We start from the raw sequence: 15,373 nt of genomic DNA on the forward strand, positions 1-15,373 counted from the left end.
GGCTTAGCGGCCATCTGGTTCGCCATCCTCCGCCTTGGTTGGCGCAACCTCGATTTCCTCATCCATTTCTGTTTCAGGTGCTGCTTTTGGATCCAGCTTTACTTGCTGGATGCTGACATTTCCGGCGCGATTCATGTTCCGCCTGACAACGTCCACTAACAGGCGCTGCACATGTGGCGGATACATGCTGACATCAAGGTTTCGGCCATTTCGACCAACTGACTGGAAGTTGGCGCCGCCGTTGGCAGCGCTAAGATAGCCATTATAGAGATCGGCGATATGCCAGTCCTCCAGCTTCACCTCGATGCTGGTCACGGGACCAAGCAGGAAGCCGAAATCACGTCGGGCGTATTTGTTGATATGTGCCAGAAGGTCGCGTTCGAAATTCGGGAACTTTTGCGCGACATCCCGATAATAGGTAGAGACGCGGAGAATATAATCATCCTTGATACGGGTGCCGCGAATGCTGTTCACAAAGTCTCGCGCGTTGTCTTCAAGGTCGGCATAGACGGTCTCTCCAGTGTAAGCTTTGGTACGCAGGTTGGGCGAACCCACCGAGCCCAGGAAGAAGCCGTAAATGACAACCGGGTCATCCCAGTTATCGAGCACATGCTGGCGGATGTCATAAGGTGAAACCATGGTGCCCATGACATCAAATTGGCGGTCGCAATAGAAACGGTCTTCATGGTCTGGGTCTGTGCAGTCACCATACAGGCGGTCAACAAGCGTGACCGGATAGCGGTCAGCAATCTTGGCATAGACAATCGCGTTGTGCAGGTTCAGCCAATAGGCCAGTTGCTCGTTTTTGTTCAACCTTGTGAGGTCAATTTTCTCCGGCAGGTCCAAGAGCACGTCCCGCACCTCGCGTACCACGAACTCCTGCTCGCTGGTCTTGATGTCATGGAACATGATCCGGTTGCCCTCAAGGCGCGAAGGTTCGGGGTTGTCGCGCACGAAACGTGTCCCGGTGCCAGAGCCCGGCCAAACGCGCCGGGCTGGCTTATGGTCGGACCGTCCCAGTGGCAGGACTGTCTTTTCCAGAAGATAGTCCATGTCCTCATACTTGAGGGCAGTTTGTGAATTCGGATTATAGGCTGTCGGCAAAAGCGGCTCAGAAGCCGTTGCAGAGATGCTTACGGTCAGAATTGCGCCGGTGATGGCCGCGCAGGCACCCTTGATGATGTTCATTGAAATTCCCCACTATCTCGCGTCAATGAAGTTGTTTTAATTATAAGAAAAATATAGGGGCAGTATTCCAAGTCTACAAGTATGACTGGTCTGAAACTATGCTTTGCGGAGTATTTTTATAACTTTAGCTCGGTGTAGTAATCGGTCAGGCTGCGGGTGTCACACCAAATACGGGCTATGAGCTATTGATCTGCAATCTCTCCTGGGTCGAGCTCTTCAATCCCAACCTCTGCTTCCCGCAGGTGTCGCTTCCGCTCAACCAACTCTGTCAGGAATTCCTGCACATGCCTGGGGTATTTTCCGGATGATGAAGTTTTTCGGATTATAGCAGCGATGTCTTGTGGGGACGCATTTGGGTTTGATGCGGTGGCTAAAACAATTCTTGCCGGGTTCGTGTTGGCGGAGGTCGTCAGACCGAGATGTCCGTTATAGAGATCGGCTATGTACCAGTCTGAAATGTCAGGCTCGAATGTGCTCAGATTGGCAATCAGGCTGGTCATGCGAACGTCTGTATAGCGCATCAGGTGAGCTTTCAGGTTCCGGTCAAAGTCGGGAAATAAGGAGGCATAATTGGCATAAAGCGTTGAGACGCGCGCACCTTCATCCCACAACTGGATGCCGCGCAGGCTGTTAACAAATTCGCGCGCATTATCTTCAAGGTTGGCCCAAACATTTTGCGCGGTATAAGCCTCGCGTCGCAGGTTTGGCCCGCCGATGGTGCCCTGGTAGAAACCATAAAGCACCCGGGGATCCTGCCAGTGGTTTACCACATAGGTTTCAATATCCTTGAGCGACATCCGCTTGCCTGCAACGGTTAGTATCTTTCTTGTCCAGTTTTCTTTGTGAAAGCCCTTCAAGTTTGATTGGGGATACACTTGGGCGATCTGGGTGAAGGCCGTGGCGTTATGTAGGTTCAGCCAGTAGGCGAGCTGCTCATCTGGTGAAAATTCGGTCAGCGGAACATCATCTGGCACGCGGGACAGACCGTCTACAATCGCAGCCACATAGGCTTTGTTGCTGTCCCCAAGTGCATGGAAAAACACTCTGTTGGCTTCAAGTCGGGTGGGGTTGGGGTTGGTTTTTGTGAGCCTTGACGCTGGGGCGGTTTTAATACGCGCTGCGGGTTTGCGGTCAGACCGCCCTGTATCCATCACAGTTTCCTTCAGAACCATGTCCCAGTCGGCATAGCTGATGGATAGTTTTTCCTCTGCGAGTGCAGGGTGCGCGAATAATAATGCGATTGTCAGTATGGCTAAAAGCGGTCGCATGCAAAGTCTCTCCCCCAGTATCGAGTTGAAGAGATGTTAGCCTTAAAGTGTTATTAAGACAACTATTGCGATGAGGAGCTGTCTACACGCACAGGCCAAAGAAAAAGCCCGGCGGTGAGGCCGGGCTTTGTGTGTTTCTTATGCAGCTTTTCGCCTATTCGCGATTGCCAAGGAAGCTCAGCAGATACATGAACAGGTTCACGAAATCGAGGTACAGGCTTACAGCACCCATGATCGCGCCTTTGGCGACAGCTTCGCCCGTGGCCATCATATAGTAGCTGTGCTTGATGCGCTGCGTGTCATAGGCAGTGAGGCCAGCGAAGATCAGTACGCCTGCAACAGAAATAACGAACTGCATCATCGAAGACTGCATGAACATGTTCACAACGCTTGCGATGATCAGGCCAATCAGGCCCATGAACAGGAAGGTGCCCATGCCGGACAGGCTTTTCTTCGTGGTATAGCCGTAAAGGCTAAGCGCACCGAAAGAAGCTGCAGTGATGAAGAAAGTCCGTGCGATACTCTCACCGGTGTAAACTAGGAAAATCGACGCCAGCGACAGGCCCATAACGGTGGCGAACGCCCAGAAGACCATCTGCAGTGTGCCGGAGCTCATTTTTTGAACACCGAAGCTCATCACCATAATGAAGGCTAGCGGCGCGAGCGCCAGAACCCAACGAAGCGGCGAGCCGTATACAGTTTGAACCAGCTCCTGGCTGCCCATCAGCATGTTGCCAAAAACCATGGCAACAATGCCGGTCAGCAGAACGCCGGACGCCATATAGTTATAGACCTTGAGCATGTAGGCGCGCAGGCCTTCATCGAACTCAGCAGTTTGGGTGGCAGAGCCAGCCCGGAAAGTAGTATTGTATCGTTCCACGATAGTTGCTCCCCATGGGGTTACAGTCAGTTGCAGCTAATATGGGCATTCGCCCTTTTGCTTGCAACCGTATTCGCAAGAATTTGATCGCAGAATTTCCAAGGCGATAGACTTTATCTATCACTGAAAATCCTGCATTTGATCACTCGGTCCGCAGGACCGCGTTCGGCTTGATCCCCAGTGCCCTGTAGCTAGAGCCCAAACCGAACAGAATGGTCACCAACAGGCTTGTGACCACGGTGAAAATCATCGGCGCGGGCAGGAAGCTGAATTCCATATCCATGACGAAATCCACCACGATCCATCCCGTAAGGCTGCCAAGCCCCAGCGCGATGGCGGCTGTAATCAGGCCGATAAGGGTATATTCCAACAGGTATGCCCTGAGAATCTGGCCCCTGACGGCGCCCACCACCTTCAGGATCACGCTTTCATAGACCCGCTGGCGGAAACCGGCAGCAATCGCGCCCGCCAACACCAGAATGCCGGCGATGATGGCAACAGCGGCTGTCGCCCGCACGGCAGTGCCGATCTGGTCCATCATGGTGTTGACGCTTGAGAGCACCTCTTTCATGCGGATGGCCGTGACATTGGGGAAAGCGTTCGTCAGCACTTTGTGGGCTTCCACTTCCGCTTCGTTCGACGCCTTCAGTGTTGCCATATAGGTGTGCGGCGCGGCCTTGAGCGTGTTCGGGTCAAACAGGATCACGAAATTGAAGCCGAAGGTGCCCCAGTCAATCTCCCTGAGCGACCGGACTGTCGCTGTGATCTCACGCCCCAGCACAGAAACGCTGATGGTGTCGCCTATTTTGAGGCCGAGGCCGTCTGCAGCTTCCTTGCCTAGGCTGACTTCAGGTTCACCTGCATAGCCAGCGGGCCACCAGTCGCCTTCAACCAGATGGCTGCCGTTGCCCAGCTCTTCCATATAGGAAAGGCCGCGGTCCCCGCGCAAGATCCAGCGCACATTCTGGGCCACTTCAACTTCAGACGCGTTCACGCCGTTCAGTTTGGTCACCCGGCCCCTGAGGTTCGGCACACTCACCAGCTCCTCAACCCCGTCGATGCCCTTGGCTTTCGCTTCGAATTCCGCAAGCTGATGGCCCTGAATGTCCAGAAGGAAGAAGGCCGGGGCCTCTTCCGGCACCTGTTCAGTCAGGCGTTCTGACAAGTTGCCTTCAATCAGCGCCAGCGTGGAAAAGAGCGTCAGGCCAAGCCCGAGCGAGATCACGACCGCACCCGTGGCCGCCCCGGGCCGGTGCAGGTTCGCAACGGCCATGCGGATCAGTGGGTTTCGTGACCGCGGCGCCTTGGATGCCAGCCGTTCAATCAGCCAACTGGTGAACCTTAGAAGGCCAAGTGTCAGCCCAGCGCCGCCCATGAAGCCTGCCGCGAGCATACGGTTGTCTGACATGCCAACCGCCAGCAGCACTACAACGGTGGCGGCACCGAAGATGGTGGCAACATAGATGAAGCGCGGCCAGCGGCTCTCAGGTGCCACGAGCGCCCGGAACAGGCGCACCGGCGGCAGGTCCCGCGCTTTGCCAAGCGGCCAAACCGCGAAGGCGACGGTGATCATCAGGCCATAAAGGGCAGAGAGGAAGAGCGCCAAAGGGTAAACCCCGCCATCGGGGCGGACCGGGAGCGTGTCAGGCAGGAACATCGCCAGCACGCTCGGTAGCATTGAACCCACGATCATGCCAACCGCGATGGCGATCAGGCCAATCAGCAGTATCTGGAAGAAATAGGTTTTGAAAACTGTGCTGCCGTCCGCACCCAGTATCTTGAAGGTGGCGATGGTCTTGGTCTTGCGGTCCATATAGCCGCGCACCGCATTGCCCACACCCACACCGCCAACAACCAGCGCGGAAATGCCGACGAGCGTGAGGAAGATACCCATCTGGTCAATGAAGCGGCGAAGTCCCGGCGCACTCGTGGACCGGTCACGCACCCGCCAGTTGGCGTCCGGGAAAGCTTCCTTCAAATCTTCGCGCACGGCCTTGATATCGGTGCCTGCAGGCATTTTAAGTTTGTAATAGAAGTTCACCAGGCTGCCGGTTGTGATCAGGCCGGTTTCTTCAAGGGCTGCGCGGCGGATCATCACGCTGGGGCCAAGCTGGAAGCCCATGTTGGCCTTGTCGGGTTCCTTCTCAATGAACGCGCGGATATCGGCTTTCACGTTGCCGAAGATCAGTGTGTCGCCGGGTTCAACGCCCAGGCGGTCAGCCAGCAGCGGGTCAATCGCCACGCCCCATTTACCCGCGCGCTTTTCAAACAGCGCTTCGTTATCGAGCATTGGTTTGGTGACGAAATCCCCATAAAGCGGGTATAGGCCATCGACCGCCCGGAGTTCCACAAGGGTGGACCGGGGCGCGCCGTCAACCCGCGCCATGGTGCGAAGGCGCGCGCTATCGGAAAGCGTGCCGCGTTCATTCAGCCATGTTCTGGCTTCAGGCCCCAGTTGAGCCTGGAAAATGTTGATCTCCATGTCGCCGCCAAGGATCGATTGTCCTTCGCGCTCCATGCCTTCCTGGATCGCGCGGGTGAGCGAGCCGACGGCGGCGATGGCAGTCACGCCCAAAATCAGGCAGGCCATGAAGATGCGGAAGCCCGAAAGGCCGCCACGAAGTTCCCGAAGCGCCAGCCTTAACGCCACTGGCAGGGCGGGGTTGCGGCTGATCATTTGTTTGACACCTTGCCCATAACGCCCATGTCGCCAGTGACGGACTTGGTGTTGCCCGTATCGTCCACCACTTTACCATCGGCCATTGAAATCACACGGTCGCAGCGGTCGGCGAGCTCCGGGTCGTGGGTCACCAGCACAAGGGTGGACCCGCGCGCTTCGGCGAGATCGAAGATCAGTTTGATGATGGCATGGCCGGTCTTGCCGTCCAGGTTGCCTGTGGGTTCGTCACCAAACAGGATTGCGGGCTCAGGGGCCAGTGCGCGGGCCAAAGCCACTCGCTGTTGTTCGCCGCCCGAAAGCTGCGCCGGGTAATGGTCCATCCGGTGCGCAAGGCCCACAGCCTCAAGTTCCTTGGCCGCGCGGTCGAAGGCGTCGTTGACGCCCGCAAGTTCAAGTGGCACGGCCACGTTTTCCAATGCCGTCATGGTGGGGATCAGGTGGAAGGCTTGCATCACGATGCCCACGCCCTTCAGCCGGTGGCGGGCAAGCGTGTCTTCGTCTGCGCCCTCGAATGTCAGGCCGTCAACTTCTACTGATCCGGTCGTTGCCTGCTCCAGGCCGGTCATCAGGCTCATCAGCGATGATTTGCCGCTGCCCGATGGGCCAACAATGCCCACAGTTTCGCCTTTTTCGATGCCGAAACTGATGCCCTTCAGGATATTCACAGGGCCCGCGCCGCTCTCGAGCGTCAGCGTGACATCGGATAATTTGATGATGCTGGAAGTGTCAGCCATTGTAATTGTCTCTCTTCGCTGCCAGATATTCTGATTATGGTTTTAAACGTCTCTATAAGCTGGGAGTTTGCCTCGTGAAGGTCAATCAAACGCTCAAACTTTTTTTCTATACGCTTACTGCGGTCATTTGGACGACTTTTGCGCCCGGAAGCACCGTAAGCGCGACGGATGGCGAAAGTGCGGCAGATACGGTTGAAATACTGGCGTTTGGCGACAGCTTGACCGCAGGCTATGGCCTTGAGGCAGGAGACGGTTTCACGGACCAGCTTGAAGACTGGCTGAATGCCAATATGAATGTCCCGGTAAAGGTGACGAATGCGGGCGTGTCTGGTGATACCACATCGGGCGGCCGGTCACGGCTTGAGTGGGGGCTTGCACCTTTTGAAGGCGGCAGGCCGGATCTCGTGATCCTGACACTGGGCGGCAATGATGGCCTTCGGGGGATCGACCCAAAAATCACTCGCGACAATATTGATGCCATGGTCGGGCTTCTGACCGAACGCGGTATCCCGGTGTTGATTGGCGGCATGATGGCGCCGCCAAACCTGGGCCCGGATTATGCTGAAATCTTCAATCCATCCTACAAGGCAACGGCGGAAAAATACGGCCAGCCGCTTTATCCCTTCTTTCTTGAAGGGGTGGCAGCCGATCCGGCGCTTAACCAGACTGACGGAATTCACCCCAACGCCGAGGGCGTAAAAATTATCGTGAATAATATCGGACCAGTAGTCAAAGACCTGATTTTACGCTAGAGTTAGTGTGTCGTGGGTATGTGACCCACGAAATCTTGTCGCTTACGACTCTTTTAGGGAGGTCGACCATGGTTCGTTTATTTGTCGGCCTGGAAATTCCCGAAAATGTGCGATCTGCGCTCGATGAGGCGCGCGGCGGTGTGGAATGTGCACACTGGCAGCGGGATGACCAGCTCCATCTAACCCTTGCTTTTATCGGCGATGTTCCCAAGCGAACAATGCATGAAATCGAAAGCGAGCTTTCCCGGATAATTGTGACGCCCTTTGAGCTCGACCTCAGGGGCGTTGGTCTTTTTGGGAAGCCCAAACAGCCCAAGAACCTGTGGGCCGGTGTGTCTGACAGAAAGCCACTTGTACATTTGCATGAGAAGATTTGCTTCGCGCTGGAAAGCGTGGGGGTGGATGTGGAACGCAGGAAATACAAGCCGCATGTTACGCTGGCGCGGTTTCGCCGGGGGGCGCAGGCTCGCATCGGCGACTGGCTGACGGAGCATGAAATCCTGCGGACACCCGCGTGGACGGTGGATCATTTCACGCTGTTTTCCAGCCAGCTGACGTGCGAGGGGTCCTTCTACACCGTCGAAAGCCGGTTTGGCCGTGCCTATGAGGGCGAGACCGAGGACGAGGATTTCACTGCCTTCAGCGGCTTTGAACTGGAACCAGCCTGGTAGCAGGCAGCCTGGACGCCATGTCGGTTATGGCGTCCAACAGCGCGCCGCGCGCATTCCAGGGCAGGAAATGGTTGGTGCCTTCAAGGGTAACCAGCTTTGGCACCGTGTCCGTAAATTCCCGCAGCATATAATCCGTGTTGGCATAGGGTACCAGCTCGTCTGCCGTGCCGTGCACGATGGTGACCGGCACATGGATGTTCTTGAGGCGTGGCTCAAGGGCGCGTAGTTCATCTTCAAGGCCGATCAGCTCAAGATTGGCATTCCTGAGTTCCCGTTGCAGCAGCCAGGAAAAGGGTGGCACGGCCCCCAGTCGCTGTATCCACATGACTTCTTCAAGGTCAGGATCCAGTGCACCCGCTGCGATGATGATACCGCCAACCTTGTCACCATACAGCGTGGCCGCTGCAGCCACAATCGGGCCGCCCAGCGAGTGGCCGACCAGAATGGGCTTGCCGCGTTCCGGCATGGTAATGAGCGGCCCCAGCGCCTGGGCCTGTGCCATGATGGATGTCTGGGCACGGTCAGGTCGGGTCTGGCCAAAGCCGGGCCGATCAACGGCGATAAACTGAAACCCATCGGGTGCGTTCTTCAGCATGTCATACCAGTCTGATGAATCGCCGGGCGTGCCATGCACAAAAATAACCCGCTGACCCGTAGGGGCTCCGCCCTCAAGATAGCTGAGCTGGTAGAGCTCCTCGGCCTTGGTGGCAACAGCCCGGCGCATGGCGAATTCGTCATGATCGAACCGCGGCTGCATGGAGATATAAGCGGAGGCGCAACCAACCAGAAGAAAGGGAAGCGCCAGGAGACAGCACCAGAATTTCTTTGATTTCAGGATCGCCAGTATGCGCATGGGTAGTCCTCGCTTTATGCCTTTATGCCTGCCCCATTCAAATCATAGGCGGTCAGGACCATGCAGCCAGTGACATCATCTCAACTTTGCGTGACGCGATTGCTTCCCATTTGGTCATAAATCTGTGACACTCGCCGCGTAATCCTGACTGTTCAGACAAGATTTTCCAGAAGGGGGCTTTCATGGGCAATTTTTCACGGCGTCAGATTTTGCGGGGGGCTAGCCTTCTTGGCTTGGCGGCATTTTCGAAACCGCTCTTGGCTACGCCAGCATGGTTGACGGGTAAACCTCGTTTTGCCAGCTATCCCTTCACATTGGGCGTGGCATCGGGCGACCCGCTTCCCACGGGTTTTGTGATCTGGACACGGTTGGCCCCCAACCCGCTTGACGCGATGGCTGTGGGCGGCGACCCGGTCCCTGTGCGCTATGAAGTGGCTGTGGATGACCGGTTCAGGAAAGTGGTGCGACAGGGAAGCGCCATTGCTTACCCTGAAAATGCGCACGCGGTGCATGTGGATGTAACGGGGCTGGAGCCGGGCAGGCCATACTTTTACCGCTTCATGGCGGGGGATGAGGTCAGCCCGGTGGGGCGGGGCCGCACCACGCCAGCCTTCATGGCACCAACAGACTGCTACCGTTTTGCTTTTGCCTCCTGCCAGAATTACACTGTCGGTTATTTCAAGGCATACCGCGATATGATCGCGCAGGATGTCGACCTGATCGTGCATCTGGGCGACTATATCTATGAGCACTCCTATGACCCGATATTGCGGCATGTGCCGACGATGCTGGCCCGATCGCTTGATGACTATCGCGCGCTGCATGCGGCCTATAAGCTTGATACAGACCTGCAGGCCGCCCATGCCCATACAAGCTGGCTGCTGACATGGGATGATCATGAAGTCGCCAATGATTATGCCGCAGACCAGGATGCGCTTTATGAAGACCCGCGCACCTTCCTGATCCGAAGGGCGGCTGCCTATAAAGCCTATTTTGAGCATTTGCCGCTGCGCCGGGCAGCCACGCCGGCAGGGCCCGATATGCATCTCTATCAGCGGGTCAATTTCGGTGACCTGATGGAAATCAGCATGCTGGATACGCGCCAGTACAGGTCAGACCAGCCGTGCCAGACACCGGAAGACGGGGGTTGGCAGCAGGTGAATTGCGCGGAGCGGTTTGACCCCAATCGCACTATTCTGGGCGAGGCCCAGGAAAAGTGGCTGGGCTGGGGGTATGGCCGGTCCGGGGCGAAGTGGAATGTGATGGCCCAGGGCATGCTGTTTTCCAAGCATGACTATCAGTTGGGCGAGGGCGAGCTGATTGGCAGCGAATATTGGGACGGCTATGTGGCCTCGCGCGACAAGGTGCTTGACCTGATCGAACAACGGCCCGTCTCAAACCCGATCATTATCGGCGGCGATGTGCATGCGTCCTACGTGTGTGACGTGAAGCAGGACTTCAGCGACCCGGCATCGAAAACACTGGCCAGTGAATTTGTCGCAACCTCGATTACAAGCGGCAACAGCCATTGGCCGAAAAACGTCAGGTCCTTGCCGGAAAACCCGCATATCAAGCTCTATGAAGGCAGGCACCGTGGTTATACCCTGTGCGACCTGACAAAGGACACATTCACAGCCGACTTGCGCGTGGTTAACGATGTGCTGAAGCCGGACCTGGAGGCCAGCAGTTTCAAGCGATATGTGGTGGAAGACGGCGTGGCTGGCCCACAGGAAGCTTAAACGCCGAAGCGCTCCAGAATGTTGGCTGTTTGGTGAACGTACCCGCCACCGAACAGCCGTACGTGGACCAGAAGCGGCCATAGCTGATAGAGCGCCGTGCGTTCTTCCATAAAGCCGGGCTCGATGGCGAAATGCGCGTGATAAGCATCGAAGAAAGCCGGGTCCATTCCGCCCATCAGCTGAATGAAGGCCAGGTCCATTTCGCGGTGGCCATAGGATATGGCGGGGTCGATAAAGCCAGCGGCACGGTCACCATCAATCAGCATGTTCCCGGCCCACAGGTCACCATGCAGCAGGCTAGCGCCGGGGTCGGCAGGGATTAGGTCTGGCAGTTTGACGGCCAGCGCCTCAACCCTTTTCATGAAGGCTGCGTCAATGCGGCTGGTGTTGAGGCATGACCGCGCCATGGCCAAGAGGCGGTTGTCACGGAAAAAAGTGATCCAGTCTGCGCATAGCGTGTTCTTCTGCGGCAAGGGGCCGATCACGGTGTCCGCCTTGAAGCCATAGGGCTTCTTGCCTGTGTCTATCACGCGGTGAAGTGCCGACACGTGCTTTGCCACATCCTCAGCCGCCGCGCGCGGGTCAATGATGCCCTTGTGGTCTATATGGCTGATCACCAATATGCCGGCTTCCTGGAACAACACGTCCGGTACCGGCAGATCGCTCGCGGCCCGAAGATGCTTCAGCATCATGGCTTCAAGCTTGGTGGTGTCACCCTGATCGGCGCGTGGGCGCTTGGCCACTACCTTGCGTCCGTCCCCCAGTGTCAGGCAGGAGACATCGGCGATGTCGCCGCCGCGCATGGGTTTTGAGGCCGTCACGGGGCTACCAAGTGCTTTCGCGAGTTTCTGTGCGAGCGGGGAAGCCATGGCGCGTCTAAAGGTGTCGCGCTTTGATGGCTTCAAGAAGGCCCGCGGCAGCTTCCGCTGCTGCCTCAAAGCACAGGTCGAACTGGTTCACTTCACCATAGTATGGGTCTGGCATTTCTTCATAAGGGTGGTCGGGCGCGTAGCTCATGAACAGCTCGATCCGGCCCTGGTGTTCAGGTGCTGCGCGGTCCATCAGGTTCTGCAGGTTGTCGTGGTCCATCACCAGGATATGGTCGAAGGTGTGGAAGTCGTCGTCGCGCACCTGTCGTGCCCGCTGGCCGGAAATATCGATGCCGTTCTTTTTCGCGGTGGCCTGGGCGCGACGGTCGGGCGGGTTGCCAGCGTGATAGCTGATGGTGCCGGCGCTGTCGATTGTGATGCGGTCTGAAAGCCCCGCTTTGTCGACGGCAGCACGGAACGCACCTTCCGCCATCGGGGACCGGCAGATGTTCCCCATGCAAACAAACAAAACTTTCACCATCTGGATTTGCTCCCGCGCCGCTTTTGCCTATAAGTATCCCTTGTTAACCAGTAGCGTATCTTGACGGGGAGAGAAAGAGCGCATGGGGCCATACAGGGACATCGTCATACTGACCGGGGCGGGTGTTTCCGCCGAATCCGGCGTGCGCACCTTTCGCGACAATGACGGGCTGTGGGAAGAACACCGGGTGGAAGATGTGGCCACACCTGAAGCCTTCGCGCGTGACCCCAAGCTGGTGCAGCGCTTCTATAACCTTAGGCGCGCTCAGCTGCCTACTGTTCAGCCCAATGATGCTCACAAGGCCATCGCCCGTCTCCAAAAGGAGCTGGATGGCCGCGTGACGGTGGTGACCCAGAATGTCGATAACCTGCACGAGCGCGGCGGAGCAGAGGGTGTGATCCATATGCACGGCGAACTCTGCCGGGTCAGGTGCGTGCACTGCGGCATGCGCCATGATTGGACGACCGATTGCACGCAGGCAACACCCTGCCCATCATGTGGCGCTGCACCCGGACTTCGGCCCGACATCGTCTGGTTCGGCGAGATGCCATACCATATGGACCTGATTTATACGCGCCTCAGGGCCTGCGACCTGTTCATATCGGTTGGGACCAGCGGCAATGTCTATCCGGCGGCCGGCTTTGTGGCAGAGGTGCGGCGGATCGGGCACGCACATACAATTGAAGTCAACCTGGAGCCCAGCGCGGGCGTCAGCTATTTTGAAGAATGCCGCCACGGCATGGCAGGCGAACTGATGCCGCCCCTGGTGGATGAGTTATTGAAGAAGGGACAGTAAAATGAGTGACAGACCAACAAAGATGACAGACGCCGAACGCGATGCAGCCCTGGCTACAGTTTCCGGCTGGGTCTATGATGCGGATGAGAAAGCCATCAAGAAGACTTTTCAGTTTGCCGATTTTTCCGAAGCCTGGGGCTTCATGAATCGTGCTGCTCTTCTGGCCGAAAAAATGGACCATCACCCTGAATGGTTCAATGTCTATAACCGGGTTGAGGTGAAGATGACCACGCACGACGCCGACGGTGTCACAACCCTTGATTTCCAGATGGCGACCGCGATGGATGGTTTCGCCGCTTAAGGAGACTGCCATGAAAACCACGGCAATGGCCCTTGCGGTCAGCATGTTTGTTGCTGGACCTGCAATAGCGGGGGCGGATGTGAAGCTGAAGGGCACAGAAGACGTTCTGGGGAACAAGATCGGTTACCCGGAAGGGCAGGCAGAGATCACAGGTGTTGACGTGGTGCAGAAGCCCGGGGAATGCAACGGCTGGCATAGCCACCCGGTGCCCACCTTCGGGCTGGTGAAATCAGGGGAGCTGACCGTCACTTACGCCACGGGTGAGGTGAAGCTGTTCAAGGCCGGCGATATGCTGATCGAAGCGCAGCATGTCGCGCATGAGGGCTGCAATACAGGTAATGCGGACCTGGAAGTCCTGGTGTTTTACGCCGGGTCCAAAGGTGTGCCTAACACGAACATGCGCGAAGACGAACGACCGCAATAGCGGCTGGGACCCGGGGCTGGCCGAGCTTCACCCCCTTGGGTGGTCAGGCAGTCTTGGAAATGAAGTTGCTCACCAGCAAAATTTTGTCCGGTGTCTGGTGGTCGTTCGCAAGTGGCAGGAAAAGAAGCGTGGAGCGCAGGAAGGCCTTTTGCGGCCCGACATAGGGCACTTCGCGGAAAAGCGGTTCCTTGCTGGTGCGCACGGTGTCCAGAAATTCCCAAATCTTGCTGCCGGGGCCCTTGCCTTCCATCTCGCTCAGTTTCATGCCTGTATAGTCGCCGTGCGTATGGGCGCGAACTTCGGTGCCCACAAGGCGATAATGAAAGTCGAGCGGGTCATCAAGGATGTCAAAGATGACAACATGCGGCAGATATTTGCCGACAGTGCGCACGTCCAGATCTCTGCGCGCGGGCAAGCCGCCATGGTTGGCGTGCCAGTCTTTCCAATAGTCCAGCAATAGATTTTGTATGCGGGAAAGATCCATCACAGAGGTCCAGCTTTGCTAAAATCGGGTCAGCCACCCATGGCTGACGTTACTCTTCCAGCCACGCTTTAACAAGGTTATGCGCAATTGCAAAGGGTGGCGGTACCAATCGGTAGGCGCTTTCACCTTTCTGGCTTGCACGGACATCGTCTTTAGAAATCCAGAGCGCTTCGGCGATCTCAGCCTCTTGAAGGCTGATTTCGCCTTCTTCCACCCAGGCTTCCACACCGATCATCAGGGTCGATGGCCAGGGCCATGGCTGGCTGGTGACATAGCGCACGCTCACAGTCTTCAGGCCGACTTCCTCAAAAACTTCCCGCGCAACGGCTTCTTCCATACTTTCGCCCGGCTCCATGAAACCCGCGAGCGCAGAAAAATTGCCTTCGGGCCAGCCTTTGCCACGCCCCACAAGTGCCATGTCGCCGCGCCGCACCAGCATGATCACCACGGGGTCCGTGCGCGGAAAATGATGGGCGTGACAAGCCGGGCATTCACGTTCGTAGCCCGCTTTGATCAATTCGCTTTCCACGCCGCATTTGGCGCAGAAACGGTGGCTTTCATGCCACATCAGCATGCTCTTGGCCTGCGCGACGATCCCCAGCGAAGGATGTGGTTCACCCACCGGATCGGTCAGTTTGTGAGCGACATTGCGGCCATCACGAAACTTGGCGCCCTGTGGCTCGAAAAATGGGGTGAAATCATCAGTTGTGCCATCAAGCAGGATGGCATAACGGGGCGCACCCTCAGCGGTAAGGCCAAGAAAGATGGTGTTCTGTGCGGGCAGCAGGCGGATCGCAGAGGGTTTTTGCCAGGCGATGTCGCCGGCCGGTTCTGTCAAAATCCAATAGTCATTGCGCGGCAGGAAGCTGCTACTGTCCTCATCCCGCGCACCTTCCGCGGCGAACAGCACGACTCGGGCATCGTCCCGGTCCATGCAGGTGCCGAATATTTCCGGGTCTTCCCTCATGTGCTCGGCACGGTCAAGCGGATTGCCGGAAAAAGCGGTCGGTACGGGCGAAAGCGCCATAAAAAGCTCCCAAATTAGACAACCCATTACCTAGGGCGGACACATTACTCTTGCAAGTCACTTCAAGAATCGCCATATACACCCCCGGGAGAGCCGGCGGACATTCCGCTCGCCAACCCGGTCAGGTCCGAAAGGAAGCAGCCGTAACGAGTTAGGCATGGGTCGCATTGGCCCTCCCACCCTTTCAGGGGATCAAGATGAACGCGCAAGGAATTTGCGGGTTCAT

16 protein-coding genes and 1 other RNA gene are annotated in these 15,373 nt (G+C 57.0%); 7 read left to right on the top strand and 10 right to left on the bottom strand.

What is annotated here, in order from left to right:
* Window positions 1-3: 3 nt before the first annotated feature.
* The 5 genes from KORM41_RS00785 to KORM41_RS00805 all read right to left on the bottom strand — a co-directional run bounded on the left by KORM41_RS00785 (window position 4) and on the right by KORM41_RS00805 (window position 6,750).
* Window positions 4-1,188 carry a DUF547 domain-containing protein gene (locus KORM41_RS00785; protein WP_068143383.1) on the bottom strand — a complete coding sequence of 395 codons (1,185 nt, stop codon included), beginning with the start codon at window positions 1,186-1,188 and terminating at the stop codon, window positions 4-6.
* Between the two features lie 182 nt (window positions 1,189-1,370).
* A complete protein-coding gene (locus KORM41_RS00790) occupies window positions 1,371-2,456 on the bottom strand; it encodes a DUF547 domain-containing protein (protein WP_068143385.1) in 1,086 nt (361 codons plus the stop codon).
* A gap of 154 nt (window positions 2,457-2,610) precedes the next feature.
* A complete protein-coding gene (locus KORM41_RS00795) occupies window positions 2,611-3,339 on the bottom strand; it encodes a Bax inhibitor-1/YccA family protein (protein ID WP_068143388.1) in 729 nt (242 codons plus the stop codon).
* 139 nt (window positions 3,340-3,478) lie between these two features.
* Entirely contained in the window at window positions 3,479-6,013 is a 2,535-nt protein-coding gene (locus KORM41_RS00800) for an ABC transporter permease (RefSeq protein WP_068143391.1), read from the bottom strand.
* Window positions 6,010-6,750 carry an ABC transporter ATP-binding protein gene (locus KORM41_RS00805; RefSeq protein WP_068143393.1) on the bottom strand — a complete coding sequence of 247 codons (741 nt, stop codon included), beginning with the start codon at window positions 6,748-6,750 and terminating at the stop codon, window positions 6,010-6,012. Before KORM41_RS00805 ends, KORM41_RS00800 begins: the two co-directional genes overlap by 4 nt.
* A 74-nt stretch (window positions 6,751-6,824) precedes the next feature.
* Between KORM41_RS00805 and KORM41_RS00810 the strand changes: the two genes are divergently transcribed.
* Together KORM41_RS00810 and thpR are read left to right on the top strand one after the other, a co-directional pair.
* Window positions 6,825-7,502 (top strand): arylesterase, encoded by a 678-nt coding sequence (locus tag KORM41_RS00810; RefSeq protein WP_082719640.1) that lies wholly within the window; start codon window positions 6,825-6,827, stop codon window positions 7,500-7,502.
* 68 nt (window positions 7,503-7,570) lie between these two features.
* Complete coding sequence (gene thpR / locus KORM41_RS00815; protein ID WP_068143395.1) at window positions 7,571-8,173, top strand: RNA 2',3'-cyclic phosphodiesterase; 603 nt, start codon at window positions 7,571-7,573, stop codon at window positions 8,171-8,173.
* Here the strand turns inward: thpR and KORM41_RS00820 are convergent.
* A complete protein-coding gene (locus KORM41_RS00820) occupies window positions 8,142-9,026 on the bottom strand; it encodes an alpha/beta fold hydrolase (RefSeq protein ID WP_068143397.1) in 885 nt (294 codons plus the stop codon). The genes thpR and KORM41_RS00820 overlap by 32 nt on opposite strands.
* 182 nt (window positions 9,027-9,208) lie before the next feature.
* Between KORM41_RS00820 and KORM41_RS00825 the strand changes: the two genes are divergently transcribed.
* Window positions 9,209-10,765 (top strand): alkaline phosphatase D family protein, encoded by a 1,557-nt coding sequence (locus KORM41_RS00825; protein ID WP_068143399.1) that lies wholly within the window; start codon window positions 9,209-9,211, stop codon window positions 10,763-10,765.
* On the opposite strand, the gene KORM41_RS00830 is transcribed toward KORM41_RS00825, so the two are convergent.
* Complete coding sequence (locus KORM41_RS00830) at window positions 10,762-11,634, bottom strand: fructosamine kinase family protein (RefSeq protein ID WP_082719641.1); 873 nt, start codon at window positions 11,632-11,634, stop codon at window positions 10,762-10,764. The two genes, KORM41_RS00825 and KORM41_RS00830, sit on opposite strands and share 4 nt — an antisense overlap.
* A gap of 7 nt (window positions 11,635-11,641) precedes the next feature.
* Window positions 11,642-12,115 (bottom strand): low molecular weight protein-tyrosine-phosphatase, encoded by a 474-nt coding sequence (locus KORM41_RS00835; RefSeq protein ID WP_068143402.1) that lies wholly within the window; start codon window positions 12,113-12,115, stop codon window positions 11,642-11,644.
* Between the two features lie 82 nt (window positions 12,116-12,197).
* Here KORM41_RS00835 and cobB point away from each other — a divergent pair, with 82 nt between their 5' ends.
* The 3 genes from cobB to KORM41_RS00850 are packed head-to-tail and all read left to right on the top strand — an operon-like array spanning window position 12,198 to window position 13,636.
* Window positions 12,198-12,911 (top strand): Sir2 family NAD+-dependent deacetylase, encoded by a 714-nt coding sequence (gene cobB / locus KORM41_RS00840; protein ID WP_068143403.1) that lies wholly within the window; start codon window positions 12,198-12,200, stop codon window positions 12,909-12,911.
* 1 nt (window position 12,912) lies between these two features.
* On the top strand, window positions 12,913-13,212 hold the full coding sequence (locus KORM41_RS00845) for a 4a-hydroxytetrahydrobiopterin dehydratase (RefSeq protein ID WP_068143405.1): 300 nt from the start codon (window positions 12,913-12,915) through the stop codon (window positions 13,210-13,212).
* Between the two features lie 10 nt (window positions 13,213-13,222).
* Window positions 13,223-13,636, top strand: coding sequence for a cupin domain-containing protein (locus KORM41_RS00850; RefSeq protein ID WP_068143408.1), 414 nt, complete (start codon window positions 13,223-13,225; stop codon window positions 13,634-13,636).
* A gap of 43 nt (window positions 13,637-13,679) precedes the next feature.
* Here KORM41_RS00850 and KORM41_RS00855 read toward each other — a convergent pair whose 3' ends face one another.
* Window positions 13,680-14,120 carry a PAS domain-containing protein gene (locus tag KORM41_RS00855; protein ID WP_068143410.1) on the bottom strand — a complete coding sequence of 147 codons (441 nt, stop codon included), beginning with the start codon at window positions 14,118-14,120 and terminating at the stop codon, window positions 13,680-13,682.
* 49 nt (window positions 14,121-14,169) lie between these two features.
* On the bottom strand, window positions 14,170-15,147 hold the full coding sequence (gene nudC / locus KORM41_RS00860; protein ID WP_068143412.1) for an NAD(+) diphosphatase: 978 nt from the start codon (window positions 15,145-15,147) through the stop codon (window positions 14,170-14,172).
* Window positions 15,148-15,232: 85 nt separating this feature from the next.
* Here nudC and ffs point away from each other — a divergent pair.
* Window positions 15,233-15,329, top strand: an RNA gene (gene ffs / locus KORM41_RS00865) — signal recognition particle sRNA small type.
* Window positions 15,330-15,373 lie beyond the last annotated feature (44 nt).

It is taken from the genome of Kordiimonas lipolytica, assembly GCF_001550065.1.

Coding starts and splice junctions, on each gene's coding strand:
- KORM41_RS00790 (WP_068143385.1), bottom strand. CDS start 2,456: ATGCGACCGCTTTTAGCCATACTGACAATCGCATTATTATTCGCGCAC.
- KORM41_RS00805 (WP_068143393.1), bottom strand. CDS start 6,750: ATGGCTGACACTTCCAGCATCATCAAATTATCCGATGTCACGCTGACG.
- KORM41_RS00785 (WP_068143383.1), bottom strand. CDS start 1,188: ATGAACATCATCAAGGGTGCCTGCGCGGCCATCACCGGCGCAATTCTG.
- KORM41_RS00820 (WP_068143397.1), bottom strand. CDS start 9,026: ATGCGCATACTGGCGATCCTGAAATCAAAGAAATTCTGGTGCTGTCTC.
- cobB (WP_068143403.1), top strand. CDS start 12,198: ATGGGGCCATACAGGGACATCGTCATACTGACCGGGGCGGGTGTTTCC.
- KORM41_RS00850 (WP_068143408.1), top strand. CDS start 13,223: ATGAAAACCACGGCAATGGCCCTTGCGGTCAGCATGTTTGTTGCTGGA.
- KORM41_RS00800 (WP_068143391.1), bottom strand. CDS start 6,013: ATGATCAGCCGCAACCCCGCCCTGCCAGTGGCGTTAAGGCTGGCGCTT.
- KORM41_RS00825 (WP_068143399.1), top strand. CDS start 9,209: ATGGGCAATTTTTCACGGCGTCAGATTTTGCGGGGGGCTAGCCTTCTT.
- nudC (WP_068143412.1), bottom strand. CDS start 15,147: ATGGCGCTTTCGCCCGTACCGACCGCTTTTTCCGGCAATCCGCTTGAC.
- KORM41_RS00830 (WP_082719641.1), bottom strand. CDS start 11,634: ATGGCTTCCCCGCTCGCACAGAAACTCGCGAAAGCACTTGGTAGCCCC.
- KORM41_RS00835 (WP_068143402.1), bottom strand. CDS start 12,115: ATGGTGAAAGTTTTGTTTGTTTGCATGGGGAACATCTGCCGGTCCCCG.
- KORM41_RS00855 (WP_068143410.1), bottom strand. CDS start 14,120: ATGGATCTTTCCCGCATACAAAATCTATTGCTGGACTATTGGAAAGAC.
- KORM41_RS00845 (WP_068143405.1), top strand. CDS start 12,913: ATGAGTGACAGACCAACAAAGATGACAGACGCCGAACGCGATGCAGCC.
- thpR (WP_068143395.1), top strand. CDS start 7,571: ATGGTTCGTTTATTTGTCGGCCTGGAAATTCCCGAAAATGTGCGATCT.